A 12,566-nucleotide genomic window follows, 5' to 3' on the forward strand; every position below is an offset into this window, starting at 1 on the left:
GGGTGCGCTGTACGCGCCGAGGTGTTCTGCGGGCTTTCTGGTGCGCATGGCGCACCCTACGGCAAATCCGAGTTACTGGGCGTGGCGTGGAGCCAGATGAGCCGGTAGGGTGCTCAATGCTCGCGGGGTGGCAGCTCGCCGGAAAACAGCTCGTCTTCCAGTGGGTCGCCAGCAATCACGTGGGCCTCGCTGGCCCAGGCACCGAGATCAATCAGCTTGCAGCGCTCGCTGCAAAAGGGCCGGCTTGGGCTTTGCGGGCCCCATTCAACGGGGGCGCCGCAGGTTGGGCATTCGACGGTGCTGCTCAAGGTTGTCCTCCACGCAGGGTCAGGTAAAAACGGTGCAGGCGTTCGACTTCGCTGCGTAGCCAGGCCGGGTCGCGATCATTCAATAGTACGTCGTCGGCATGTCGCAGGCGCTCGTCGCGGGCCGCCTGGGCCTTGAGAATGGCCTCGACCTGGGCGGCGGAGACCTGGTCGCGGGCCATGGTGCGTTGCCGTTGCAGCTCCTCGGGGGCATCCACCACCAGGACCCGCTTGGTCATGGCGGTCTGCCCGGATTCGATCAGCAGCGGCGAAACCAGGATCGCATAGGGCGATTCCGCACGTTCCAGGTAATTGCGGATTTCCTCGCCGATCAGCGGGTGCAGCAGACTTTCCAGCCAGCGCCGTTGCTGCTGGTCCTGAAAGATCAGCTGGCGCAGGGCGGCGCGGTCCAGCTGGCCGTCGGCTTGCAGAACCTGCGGGCCGAAACGCTCGACGATACGGGCCAGGGCCGGGCGGCCGGGCTCGACGACCCAGCGTGCGGCGTGGTCGGCGTCGACCAGGTGCACGCCGAGGTCGATGAAGTGCTGGGCCGCCGCGCTTTTACCGCTGCCGATACCGCCGGTCAGGCCGAGAATCCAGGGTGTGTTCATTCAAAACCGGGCAAATTGCAAATAGGCTCCGGTTATTTGATCACCCCAGAGCAGCGCAATCCAGCCGGCAATCGCCAGATAGGGGCCGAAGGGGATGGGCGTGCTGGTTTCCTGGTTGCGCAGGCGCAGCATGATCACGCCGAGCACGGCACCGACCAGGGACGACAGCAGGATGGTCAGCGGCAGGATCTGCCAGCCGCCCCAGGCGCCGAGCATGGCCAGCAGCTTGAAGTCGCCATAGCCCATGCCTTCCTTGCCGGTCAGTAGCTTGAACAGCCAGTATACCGACCACAGGCTCAGGTAGCCGGCCACCGCGCCCCACAGGGCGTCTTCCAGGCTGGTGAACAGACCGTAGTGGTTGAGGATCAGGCCCAGCCACAGCAGCGGCAGCACCAGGGCGTCCGGCAGCAGCTGGTGGTCGCAGTCGATCAGGCTCATCGCCAGCAGACCCCAGGTCAGCAAGAGCACGGCCGCAGCCGGCCAGCCGAAACCGAAATGCAGTGCGACATAGGCGGACAGCAGGCCACAGGCCAGTTCCACCAGGGGGTAGCGTTTGCTGATCGGTGCCTTGCAGCTGGAGCACTTGCCGCGCAGGAACAGGTAGCTGACGACCGGGATGTTCTCCCACGGCTTGATCTGATGCCCGCAATGCGGGCAGCTCGAATGCGGCAGGATCAGGTTGAAGGTCTCGCCGGCCGGCTCTTCGGGCAGCTCGAGCACTTCCCGCGCCTGCAGGCGCCAGTCGCGCTGCATCATCTTCGGCAGGCGATAGACCACCACGTTGAGGAAGCTGCCGATCAGCAGGCCGAGGAGTAGGGCGCAGAAAACAAAGGCCGGCAAGTTGCCGGCCAGAAAATTGATCAACTGCATGGTTAGACAACCGCACCCAGTTGGAAGATGGGTAGGTACATGGCAATGACCAGGCCGCCAACCAACACACCGAGAATCGACATGATCATCGGCTCCATCAGGCTGGTCAGGCTATCGACCATATTGTCGACTTCGGCTTCGTAAAAACTGGCGACTTTGTCGAGCATATCGTCAAGAGCGCCGGATTCCTCGCCGATGGAGGTCATCTGCAGGGCCATGCTGGGGAATACCCCGGTAGTGCGCATGGAGAAGTTCAGCTGCATGCCGGTGGATACATCCTGCTTGATTTGATTGACCGCCGTCTTGAACACGATATTGCCAGTAGCGCCGGCTACCGAGTCCAGGGCCTCAACCAGTGGGACACCTGCGGCAAAGGTTGTCGCCAGCGTACGGGCGTAACGGGCAACGGACGATTTGTAAATGATGTCGCCAACAATCGGTAATTTCAAAACTGTGCGATCAAGCCAGTTACGGAATTTCTCTGAGCGCTTGTGGCTTTCCTTGAAGGCGAAGGCCGCCGCAAACAGTCCAGCCAGTACGGCCAGCCACCATTTTTGCAAGGCTTGTGACAGGCCTATGACCATCAGGGTAAAGGCCGGTAGTTCTGCGCCGAAGTTGGCGAAAACCGACTCGAATTGGGGAACCACCTTGATCAGCAGGATGGCGGAAACAATTAGGGCCACAACGATAACGGCGATGGGGTAGTTCATCGCCTTCTTGATCTTGGCCTTGAGAGCCTCGGTCTTTTCCTTGTAGGTGGCAACCCGATCCAGCAGGGTTTCCAATGCACCCGCTTGCTCGCCAGCATCGACCAGGTTGCAGTACAGGTCGTCGAAGTACAGTGGGCGCTTGCGCAGGGAAGCGGCAAAGCTGTTGCCGGCGGCGACGTCCTGTTTCACCTCGTCCACCAGCTTGCGCATGTTGGGGTTGTCGAAGCCTTCGCTGATGATGTCGAAGGAGTTCAGCAACGGGACGCCGGCTTTCATCATGGTGGCCATCTGCCGAGTGAACAGGGCAATGTCCAGCGGCTTGATCTTTTTCCCCGCGCCGAACAGGGATGCGGATTTCTTGCGAACCTTGAGCGGGTTGATGCCTTGCTTGCGCAACTGAGCCTTGACCAATGCCGGGGTCTGCCCGGACAACTCGCCTTTGACCTTGGTGCCGCGCTTATCCGTGCCCTCCCAGGCAAAGACGCTGGTTTTTAGAGTTTTTTCGGCCATGGTTTAGTCCTTGGTCACGCGGTTGATTTCCTCAAGGCTGGTAATGCCCTGCATGGCCTTGAGCAGGCCGGAGGTGCGCAAATCATTGAAGCCATCACGGCGCGCCTGTTCGGCGATTTCAATGGAGTTGCCTTCTTCCATGATAAGCCGTTGCAGGGCGGGCGTGATTTTAACCACTTCATAAATACCCACTCGGCCCTTGTAGCCACCCTTGCAGTTCTCGCAGCCGATGGGGCCGTAGAGTTTGAACTTGCCGATCTGGGCTTCGGGGAAGCCCTCCTTGATCAGGGTCTCGGCCGGGATATCGACCGCCTTCTTGCAGCTTGGGCAGAGCTTGCGCGCCAGGCGCTGGGCGATGATCAGGTTGACCGAGGTGGCGATGTTGAATGCCGGTACCCCCATGTTGCGCAGGCGGGTCAGGGTTTCCGCCGCGCTGTTGGTGTGCAGGGTCGACATCACCATGTGGCCGGTTTGTGCGGCCTTGATGGCGATTTCCGCGGTTTCCAGGTCGCGGATCTCACCGACCATGATGATGTCCGGGTCCTGGCGCAGGAAGGCGCGCAGCGCCTGGGAGAAGTCCATGCCCTGCCTGGGATTGACGTTGACCTGGTTGATCCCCTCCAGGTTGATCTCCACCGGATCTTCGGCGGTGGAGATGTTCACGTCGATGGTGTTGAGGATATTCAGGCCGGTATACAGGGATACGGTCTTGCCGGAGCCGGTGGGGCCGGTGACCAGGATCATGCCCTGGGGTTGCTTGAGGGCATTCATGTACAGTTCTTTCTGGAAGTCCTCGTAGCCCAGCGCGTCGATGCCCATCTGGGCGCTGGTGGGGTCGAGGATACGCATGACGATCTTTTCTCCCCACAGGGTGGGGAGGGTGTTGACCCGGAAGTCGATGGCCTTGGTCTTGGATATCTTCATCTTGATCCGGCCATCCTGCGGCTTGCGTCGCTCGGAAATGTCCAGGCTGGCCATTACCTTCAGGCGGGCCGAGATGCGCGGGGCCAACTGGATGGGCGGGCGTGCCGCCTCGTGCAGGATGCCGTCGGTACGGAAGCGTACGCGATAGGCTTTCTCGTAGGGCTCGAAGTGCAGGTCGGAGGAGCCGCCCTTGATGGCATCCAGCAGCATCTTGTTGACGAAGCGCACCACCGGGGCGTCGTCGGCCTCGCTGCCGGCGCCATCGTCATTCTTGTCGTCATCGACCGACTCGATATCGACGCTGTCCAGGTCGATGTCGCCCATGCCTTCCAGGCCGGTGGTGGCGTTGTCGAAGAACTTCTCGATGGCATCGCCGAGCTTGTCGTCCTCGACCAGGATGGCCTCGGTATTGAGGCCGGTACTGAACTGGATATCCGTGATGGCCTGGTGGTTGGTCGGGTCGGATATCCCGACATACAGCTTGTTGCCACGGCGATAGAGCGGCAGGGCGCGGTGCTGGCGAGTCAGTTTTTCGCTGACCAGGTCGCGCGGCTGGCTTTCCTTGTCCATGGCGCCGAGGTCCATGAAGGCGATGCCGAATTGCTCCGCGGCCAGTTCGGCCAGGTCGCGACTCTTGACCAGCTTGTTCTGCACCAGGTAGGTGACCAGCGGCAGCTTGTTGCGTGCAGCCTGCTGCTGGGCCTGCTGCGCGGTGCGCTCATCGAGCAGTTCGGCCAGGACTATCTGGCGGGCCAGGCCGGAAAGAGAAACGGTGTCGTTCATGGTTGCGGACGCGTGAGTGGTCAGTGGAGCCTTATAACGTAGTTGCAGGTGGCTGCCAAACCTCCTGGTCTTGGGTGACGTAAAACGTCACAAAGTCCCGGGAAAAGCCTGGGGGATTCGCATTGCTGTGCTGTTCGCCGCTATGTACAACGGGTTTTTAAGTTGGCACGCAAGCTGCTTTGTCTTTTGCAGGTCCAGTGGCCTGACTATTTTTCTTCCTCGATGGAGATGCTTATGAAAGCGCAAAAAGGCTTTACCCTTATCGAACTGATGATCGTGGTTGCCATCATCGGCATCCTGGCCGCCATCGCCCTGCCGGCTTATCAGGATTACACCATTCGCGCTCGCGTTTCGGAGGCGGTTGTTCTGGCTTCCGGGGCCAAGGCCACTATTGGTGAAAACATTGCCAGCAACAATGGTGTGGGTACTGGTACCTGTGCCGGTGTTTCTACCTCCGTTTCGACCGATAACGTTGCTAGCTTGGCTTGCGATGATTCTACTGGTGAAATCTCGGTGGTCACTACTGATAAGGCTGGTGCCGTCACCATTACCCTGACTCCGACCCCTGGTAGCTCGGGTGTAACTTGGGAGTGTGTAGGCTCCGAGGCAAAGTACGTTCCGGCTGAGTGCCGCAGCTAATTAACGCATAGCGTTATTGGTGGAAAAAGAGACCGTTTGACGGTCTCTTTTTTTATCTGCTAAGTAACGGTTTTTGAGGTGTTTGACTTGATAAGGCGTGCCTTCAGCAGTGCAGTGCTCTTTGCGTTTTTTGCATTGTGCTACTGGTTGCCCTTTGTGCTGGATGGTTCTGCTGTTGCAATCAAGGAGGGGCGGGTCGAGCAATTGCTCGCGGAGTTGATTTCCTCGTCTCTGGTTAGGCAGGAGTTGCTGCGCAATGGCGTGGCGCTGTTGGGATTGTTGCTCTGCGTGCATCTGGCTTGTGGCTGGGTGGCCGTGCGGCTGGCTTGCAAGATGGGGCTGGGCGCTTTCCCTGTGCGACTGCTTTTGCTGTTTGTCACCTGGTTGGGGTTGATGGCGGGCAATGCCTGGCTGTTCCCGCAGTCCAACTACTCCGTTGCCTTTCAGTCCATTGTCAGCCCGCTCTGGGTTGTCGCGTGTTTTGCATTGCTGTTTGTGGCCTTTCTGGTGGCAGTTATGCCGCTGAGGCGCGGGGTTCTGGTTTCTTTGGTTGGCCTGGCCCTCGCGGGGCTGGCTGGTGTTGGCTGGCTGTCCGCTCCGGAGCATGAAATCGCTCAGCGGTCGGGGCCGCGCAATATCATCCTGATTGGCATTGACTCATTGTCTGCCGATGCTTTCGAGAAAAATCCAACGCTATTGCCCGTCCTGACGGAGTTGATGGGGCAGGCTAGGCGCTACAGTCGGGCCTACACCCCGCTGGGGCGTACGTTCCCGGCCTGGGTCAGTATCCTGAGCGGCAAGCCGCCGGCCGAGCATGGTGCGGTCTTCAATCTGCGCAACATGGAGCATGTTGAGCGACGGGATCTGCTCCCCTCGACTTTGCGCCACATGGGTTATCGGACGGTGTTTGCCATCGACGAGCGGCGCTTTGCCAATATCGATGAGAGTTTCGGTTTCGATCAGGTGGTGGGGCCAAAGGCTGGTGCGCTGGATTTCGCGTTGCAGGGGGTGAATGACAATCCTCTGAGTAATTTGCTGCTGCAAACGCCCTTGGCCGCCTATTTGTTTCCTTATTCGTATATCAATGTCGCGGCGCATGCCAACTATTCGGCCAATGGCTTCGTCGAGCGCGTATTGGGCTCGGTTCGGACCGGGCAGCCGCTGTTCATGGCAGTGCACTTCGAATCGGCCCATTTTCCCTATAGAACTCGCCATGCCCGGGTTGAGGTGCAGCACGATAACCGCTTCATGGGTGACCATCTGCAGGCGCTGACGGTGGTGGATCGTCAGGTCGCGCAGTTATTGGCGGGTCTGAAGGCACGAGGTGCGCTGGATGATGCCTTGGTGATTCTGCTTTCCGATCATGGCGAAGCTGTGGGGGATCTCGAGGCTTCCGTCCTGCGTGATGGTGAGCCATTCGATGTACGCAGCTTTGGCCATGGTGCCAATCTATTAAGTGATCGGCAGAGCCGGATTATCTTGGGGGACTTGAGGTTCCGGAATGGCGAGCCTGTGGGCGAGTCTGCGGCTGATGCGCGGCAAGTGTCGCTGCTGGCTCTGCGTCCGGCTATCGAGGCTTTTGCTCGTGGCGGAGAAGCGGAATTTCCGAGGTTGGGGGAGTGCCTGATCGTGGAGACCGGTATTCGTCTGGATGCCACTCAGGACTACCGTTCGCTTAAAGAGGCTGACGTAGCAAGGCAGGCAGCCTCTTTTTATGAGGTTGACCCGCAGGGGCGCTTGCGCTTGCGTGAGGATCGCATGTCCGAGCTTTTAGCGACCAAGGACATCGGTTGGCGTTGCGCGGATCAATTGACTTGGTATGAGCCTGCCAGTCAGCGATATCTGGCTTACGGGCTGGATGAGCGTGGTGTGCCAGTTAAACAATTGGTACCGAGTGCTGACGCAGTGGCTCGTATTCGTGCTTACAGGGAGCGTTATCTGAAATGACGGAAAGTATGTCGTGGCGTCAGTGGCAGGAAGGGCTTGGCTTTTTCCTGCCATTTGGGTTGTTGGCGGCCTGCCTTTATTGCGTGTCGGCGGCATTTGTCAATTATGTGCCGCTGGGGCTTTTTCAGGTTTTTCTGGTGCTTACTTCTCCTGTTCTTTTATGGCAGGGCAAAGGCGCGCGCTCTTCAATGCGGCTGGTTTCAGTGCTACTGGTGCTGTCTCTCTTGCTGGGTGCCTTCCTGAGTCAGGTTGATCGTCAGTCTCTTCTAGGGTGGACGGCTGGTTTTTATCTGCTGACTCATTTGGTCTGGTTATGGGCGATCTGGAGCGATTTATATATAACGCGGCGCCAAGACGTTTTTCGTTTGGCTGCTTTGGTTTTTCTGGTTCTTCTGGCGCTGATCAATTCAGGGCTTACCGAGGATAATCAGCGCAATATTGCATTGCTGGAGGGATTGCTGCTGCTGGTCGGGCTCTTCGCTTATGGCAAGGACTTGCTACCAAACCGCTGGTTTTTGATCTGGCTGGTTTGTGTCGGTACTGCGCTTTCCTTGTCAAATCTGCTTGCGGAGCGCGACGGGGTTGGTCTGGTGTCCTGGTGGCGCGTTATCGAAATATGCATGCATCTGCTGTTGGCTTGGGTGCTGTTGGTCTGGATTCGACAAGACTCGCGGGCGGTTTTCTGGATTGTCCCAGGAGTTTTGTTTGCGCTGTTTATCTATGCCCTTGTATTGGCTGAAGCCTGGTGGAGCTTGGCTGATCCGGCGGGGTATGACTGGTTTTCTGCTCCGCCACTGTTCAAGCATATTCGTCACTTGGGGTATTTCCTTTGCATTGCCGTGGTGGCTGCTGTCTGGGCAGTTCTGGTGGGGCGAGGATGGCGCCGCTTTTCAGCCTGGCTGATTTATGTAGTGGCCGTCGCTATTTTGCTTTGGAGTGGCGGGCGCGGAGCATTTCTGGCGGCTCTGCTGGGGGCGTTGACGATGGTGTTTTGGGCGCGCCCCTTACGAGCGTGGCTTGGCCTGCTAGGTGGTTTTTTTCTTGCACTACTTATTTCGGCCTTATTTCCTGTTGATCATCCTGGGTTGGGATGGGTGTCGGCGTTATTGCGCTCAGATTCGGCGGACTCCATTAATGGATTGAGCAGTGGGCGATTAAGGATCTGGGGTTATCTGTGGGACTTCACTGTCCAGAGGCCGTGGTTCGGTTGGGGAGGAGAGGGGGTTCTTGCTGTGTGGGAAGGCTTCCGGTTGAGGCAGGCGCACAATGTTGTCATGCAGGTGCTGGTTGAGTGGGGGTGGGTTGGCTCGCTTGTGATAGGTGTACCGCTGGCTGCCTTATCGATATGGTCTGCACGCAGATATTTATCCTTGGCGCCTGAGCTTCGAGTGGCAACGGGTTTTGGTTTTGCCCTGGTGATTGCTCTGCTTGCGCTCTCGCTGGTTGATGGGGTTTTTTACTATGGCCTGCCTTCTGCATTTCTAGCGCTTGGTTACGCAGTGCTTATAGCTGGTTTGCCGAGCAGGGATGCCAAGACGGCATGATTGCTTCTCGTTTTAGGCGGTGCTAGTTTACCGCCGCTGCCGGTGTAGCTCAGTTGGTAGAGCAGCGCACTCGTAACGCGAAGGTCGCAGGTTCGATTCCTGTCTCCGGCACCACATATGAAAAAGCCCGCCAATTGGCGGGCTTTTTTGTGGGCGGTGCTTTTACAGGCTCAGTCGCATCGACAGGTCGATGGCCTTGATGTCCTTGGTCAGGCTGCCGATGGAGATGTAGTCGACGCCGGTTTCGGCGATGGTGCGCAGGGTGCTTTCGTTGATGCCGCCGGAGGCTTCCAGCTTGGCGCGGCCGGCGGTTATTGCTACGGCCTTGCGCATATCGTCCAGGCTCAGTTCATCCAGCATGATGATGTCGGCCCCGGCATCCAGGGCTTGCTGCAGCTCCGCCAGGCTTTCCACTTCGACCTCCACCGGCTTGCCGGGGGCGATCTGCTGGGCGCTGGCGATGGCCTGGGCAATGCCGCCGCAGGCGGCGATGTGGTTCTCCTTGATCAGGAAGGCGTCGTACAGGCCGATGCGGTGGTTGTGGCAGCCGCCGCAGGTGACTGCATACTTCTGAGCCAGGCGCAGGCCGGGCAGGGTCTTGCGGGTGTCGAGCAGTTTGACGGCGGTGCCGCGGACCATGTCGGCGAAGTGCTGGCTGCGGGTGGCGACGGCGGACAGGCTCTGCAGGAAGTTCAGGGCGCTGCGTTCGCCGCTGAGCAGGGCGCGTGCCGGGCCTTCCAGATGGAACAGCACCTGATTGGCGCTGGCGCGTTCGCCGTCGGCGACCTGCCAGAGCACGCTCACGCGCGAATCCAGCTGGCGGAACACTTCATCGACCCAGGCGGTGCCGGCGATCACCGCGTTCTCGCGGGTAATGATGGTGGCGCGGGCCTGGCGTTCGGCGGGAATGAGCTGAGCGGTAATGTCGCCACTGCCGATGTCTTCGTGCAGGGCGCAACGGACATTGGCCTGGATCTCGGCGCCGAGTTCGGCAAGGGTAAGGTTGGGCATGGCTGCCTCCGCTGTCGGATGGCGCGATTATAGAGATAGCCGACGGCTGGTGCAGGTAGGTGGCGGGGAATCTGTGCTGTTTCTGCTGGACCTATAAGGTGTGGCACTCGACAGTTGCCGACCATTCGTAGCTTTGTCTTGTGCGGGCTGTGACCTGGGTCATGTCTGGAACGGGAGAGAATTGGTCATTCTGCATCCCTCCTTACATAATGATATTTGTCATAATTTTTGACGCCGTGTATTTGGCGTGAAAGTGACGCCCGTTGATTGTTTGCAGGCCGCCCGATCTGGCTCCTGCGGGAGATTCGTAATGCAGACCGACGCGAAAGTGGTGCACCTGAACAGGGTCGCCCCTGAGCATTCGCCAACTTCGCAGGCAGGAAGGCTTCCCGTGGCCCTGATCCAGGTGCGCGACAAGGCTGCGCAGCAGCTCAAGCAGGCGCTGCAGGCGCTGTTCGACAATGCCGACGACACACTCTTCGACATGGCTGACCGGGCGGCGAGCAATGCCGAGCAGAATGCCTTCTTCGAAGCGATGCGCGATTTGCGCCTCAAGCGCAAGACGATCGAGCGGAGCTTCCTGCAGAAGGTCTTCGAGAGCTTCGCGGTCGCCAGTCAGTACCAGGTCGGTCAGGCCCCGCAGTTGGGTGGCGTGTCCTTCGAGAGCCTGTCGCTGGTACAGGACGATGTGCTGGAGGAGGCGGTTGCCCTGGATGCCATGGTGGCGCGGGTGATCAGTCGCGACGGGGTGGCGCTGGGCCACCTGACCACCCGTTGCAATGCCATCGTCAGCCAGAAGCTCGATGACAAGAGCAATCCGCTAGGGCCGCGCGTGCTCTGCGAGCAGTTCATGGCCGCCTGTGCCGGGCTCGGGGTGGAGATTCGCGTCAAGCTGATCGTGCTCAAGCTCTTCGAAAAGTATGTGCTGGCCGATCTCGACCAGCTGTATGCCGCGGCCAACCAGCAACTGGTCGAGGCCGGCGTGCTGCCGGAGCTGAAGTCCGCACTGCCGGCCCGACGCAATGCGCCGGGGCGCGAGGCGCCGGGCAATCGGGTCGCCCGTGAGACGGCTGCGGCGAGTGACGGCGGCGCAGCTTTCGCCGATGAGGGCGTGCAGGAGGTCTTCGGCGCGCTGCAGGAGCTGCTTTCCCACGTGCGCGGGACTGCGGCCGTGCCGCGGCGCGCGGTGCCCGCCGATGCGCTGCCGATTTCCAGCAACGATCTGATGCGCCTGCTCTCGCATATGCAGCAGCGCCTGCCGGCCGATGGGGCGCCGGCCGCCGATGACTTCGACCTGCGCAACCAGCTGGAGCTGTTGCTGACCCGCGCCAGCGCCAAAAGCGGCAAGGCGCGCGTGGTCGGCGAGGTCGATGAGGATGTGATCAACCTGGTGTCCATGCTGTTCGAGTTCATCCTGGACGACCGCACCCTGCCGGATTCGCTCAAGGCGCTGATCGGCCGCCTGCAGATCCCCATGCTCAAGGTCGCGGTGCTGGACAAGACCTTCTTCAGCCGCGGCAGCCACCCGGCCCGGCGCCTGCTCAACGAAATCGCCTCGGCGGCACTGGGCTGGAGCACCCAGGACGATGCCCGGCGCGACAGTCTGTTCCAGCGCATCGAGCAGGTGGTCCAGCGTCTGCTCAATGACTTCACCGACGATCCGAGCATTTTCGCCGACCTGCTCGCCGAGTTCCTCGCCTTCACCGGCGATGAGCGGCGCCGCAGCGAGCTGCTCGAACAGCGCACCCGCGATGCCGAGGAGGGCCGGGCCAAGGCCGAGCTGGCGCGCCAGCAGGTCGAGCAGGCGCTGAATGCCCGCCTGCTGGGCAAGACCCTGCCCGAGGTGGTGGTGCTCCTGCTGCAGCAAGGCTGGAGCAAGGTGCTGCAGCTGAGCTGCCTGAAGCACGGGGCCGAGTCTGCCGAGTGGCAGGCGGCGCTGGCGGTGATGGATGACCTGGTCTGGAGCGTCGAGCCGCACGAGGAGCCGGAAGACCGCCAGCGTCTGCTGGAGCTGGTGCCGAACCTGCTCAAGGCCCTGCGCGAGGGGCTGGCGGGTGCGGCGATCGATCCGTTCGTCACCAGCGAGTTCTTCAGCCAGCTGGAGTCCGTGCATGTGCAGGCCTTCCAGCGCTTCGCACGCGCGCCTGTCGAGCCCGAAGCGCTTGCCGCGCCTTTGGGCAACGAAGCTGGGGATGAGTTGCCGGACGATCTCGACGCACTCCTCGAGGTGCCGGCTGCGGAGCCTGAGCCGGCGGTGCCGGCCATGGTCGAGGTGGTCGAGGAGATCGTCCTGCTGGCCCCGGGCGAGCTACGTGAGCGCGAGCCCGAGATCAGTCTGCCCGATGACGACGAGACCCTGCTGCAGGTCGATAGCCTGCGCGTCGGCAGCTGGGTGGAGATCATGGAAGACGAGGAGCACAAGCTGCGCTGCAAGCTGGCGGCCATCATCAAGCCGACCGGCAAATACATCTTCGTCAACCGCACCGGCATGAAGGTGCTGGAGAAGACGCGCATGGGCCTGGCCGTGGAGTTCCGCCGCGCGGCGATCCGCATGCTGGACGATGCCCTGCTGTTCGACCGAGCCCTGGAGTCGGTGATCGGCAACCTGCGCAAGCTCAAGGGCGCCTGACCTTCCGCTTGGCCTGAAAACGCCCGGTTCGTGCCGGGCGTTTTCGTTTGTGTACCCCGGAAGATCCGCCCAGCTCTGAGGCG

The 12,566-nt window shown here is 60.5% G+C and carries 10 protein-coding genes and 1 tRNA gene; 5 read left to right on the top strand and 6 right to left on the bottom strand.

The window, feature by feature from the left end; translation table 11 throughout:
• Positions 1-113 precede the first annotated feature (113 nt).
• From yacG to pilB, 5 genes are read right to left on the bottom strand one after another with little or no spacing between them, the layout of a single operon-like run.
• The gene (gene yacG, locus F3I16_RS10300; protein ID WP_160078450.1) at positions 114-308 is read right to left on the bottom strand and encodes a DNA gyrase inhibitor YacG; all 195 of its coding nucleotides are present in this window, start codon (positions 306-308) and stop codon (positions 114-116) included.
• Complete coding sequence (coaE, locus tag F3I16_RS10305; protein ID WP_160493568.1) at positions 305-916, bottom strand: dephospho-CoA kinase; 612 nt, start codon at positions 914-916, stop codon at positions 305-307. Before coaE ends, yacG begins: the two co-directional genes overlap by 4 nt.
• Entirely contained in the window at positions 917-1,786 is an 870-nt protein-coding gene (locus F3I16_RS10310) for an A24 family peptidase (protein ID WP_160493569.1), read from the bottom strand.
• Between the two features lie 2 nt (positions 1,787-1,788).
• Positions 1,789-3,006, bottom strand: a complete 1,218-nt coding sequence (locus F3I16_RS10315) for a type II secretion system F family protein (protein ID WP_160493570.1) — start codon at positions 3,004-3,006, stop codon at positions 1,789-1,791.
• A 3-nt stretch (positions 3,007-3,009) separates the two neighbouring features.
• The gene (pilB, locus tag F3I16_RS10320; protein WP_160493571.1) at positions 3,010-4,713 is read right to left on the bottom strand and encodes a type IV-A pilus assembly ATPase PilB; all 1,704 of its coding nucleotides are present in this window, start codon (positions 4,711-4,713) and stop codon (positions 3,010-3,012) included.
• 162 nt (positions 4,714-4,875) lie between these two features.
• Between pilB and F3I16_RS10325 the strand changes: the two genes are divergently transcribed.
• The 4 genes from F3I16_RS10325 to F3I16_RS10340 all read left to right on the top strand — a co-directional run bounded on the left by F3I16_RS10325 (position 4,876) and on the right by F3I16_RS10340 (position 8,957).
• Positions 4,876-5,352 carry a pilin gene (locus F3I16_RS10325; protein WP_306110096.1) on the top strand — a complete coding sequence of 159 codons (477 nt, stop codon included), beginning with the start codon at positions 4,876-4,878 and terminating at the stop codon, positions 5,350-5,352.
• 546 nt (positions 5,353-5,898) lie between these two features.
• Positions 5,899-7,299, top strand: coding sequence for a sulfatase-like hydrolase/transferase (locus F3I16_RS10330; RefSeq protein ID WP_372239618.1), 1,401 nt, complete (start codon positions 5,899-5,901; stop codon positions 7,297-7,299).
• Positions 7,296-8,843, top strand: a complete 1,548-nt coding sequence (locus F3I16_RS10335) for an O-antigen ligase (RefSeq protein WP_160493573.1) — start codon at positions 7,296-7,298, stop codon at positions 8,841-8,843. Before F3I16_RS10330 ends, F3I16_RS10335 begins: the two co-directional genes overlap by 4 nt.
• A 38-nt stretch (positions 8,844-8,881) precedes the next feature.
• Positions 8,882-8,957, top strand: a tRNA-Thr gene (locus F3I16_RS10340).
• A 48-nt stretch (positions 8,958-9,005) separates the two neighbouring features.
• Here F3I16_RS10340 and nadC read toward each other — a convergent pair.
• Positions 9,006-9,854 (bottom strand): carboxylating nicotinate-nucleotide diphosphorylase, encoded by an 849-nt coding sequence (gene nadC / locus F3I16_RS10345; protein WP_160493574.1) that lies wholly within the window; start codon positions 9,852-9,854, stop codon positions 9,006-9,008.
• A 310-nt stretch (positions 9,855-10,164) separates the two neighbouring features.
• Between nadC and F3I16_RS10350 the strand changes: the two genes are divergently transcribed.
• Positions 10,165-12,483, top strand: coding sequence for a DUF1631 domain-containing protein (locus tag F3I16_RS10350; RefSeq protein WP_160493575.1), 2,319 nt, complete (start codon positions 10,165-10,167; stop codon positions 12,481-12,483).
• The last annotated feature ends 83 nt before the right edge of the window (positions 12,484-12,566 follow it).

It is taken from the genome of Pseudomonas sp. L-22-4S-12 (assembly GCF_009799935.1).
In the GTDB taxonomy this organism is placed as follows: domain Bacteria; phylum Pseudomonadota; class Gammaproteobacteria; order Pseudomonadales; family Pseudomonadaceae; genus Aquipseudomonas.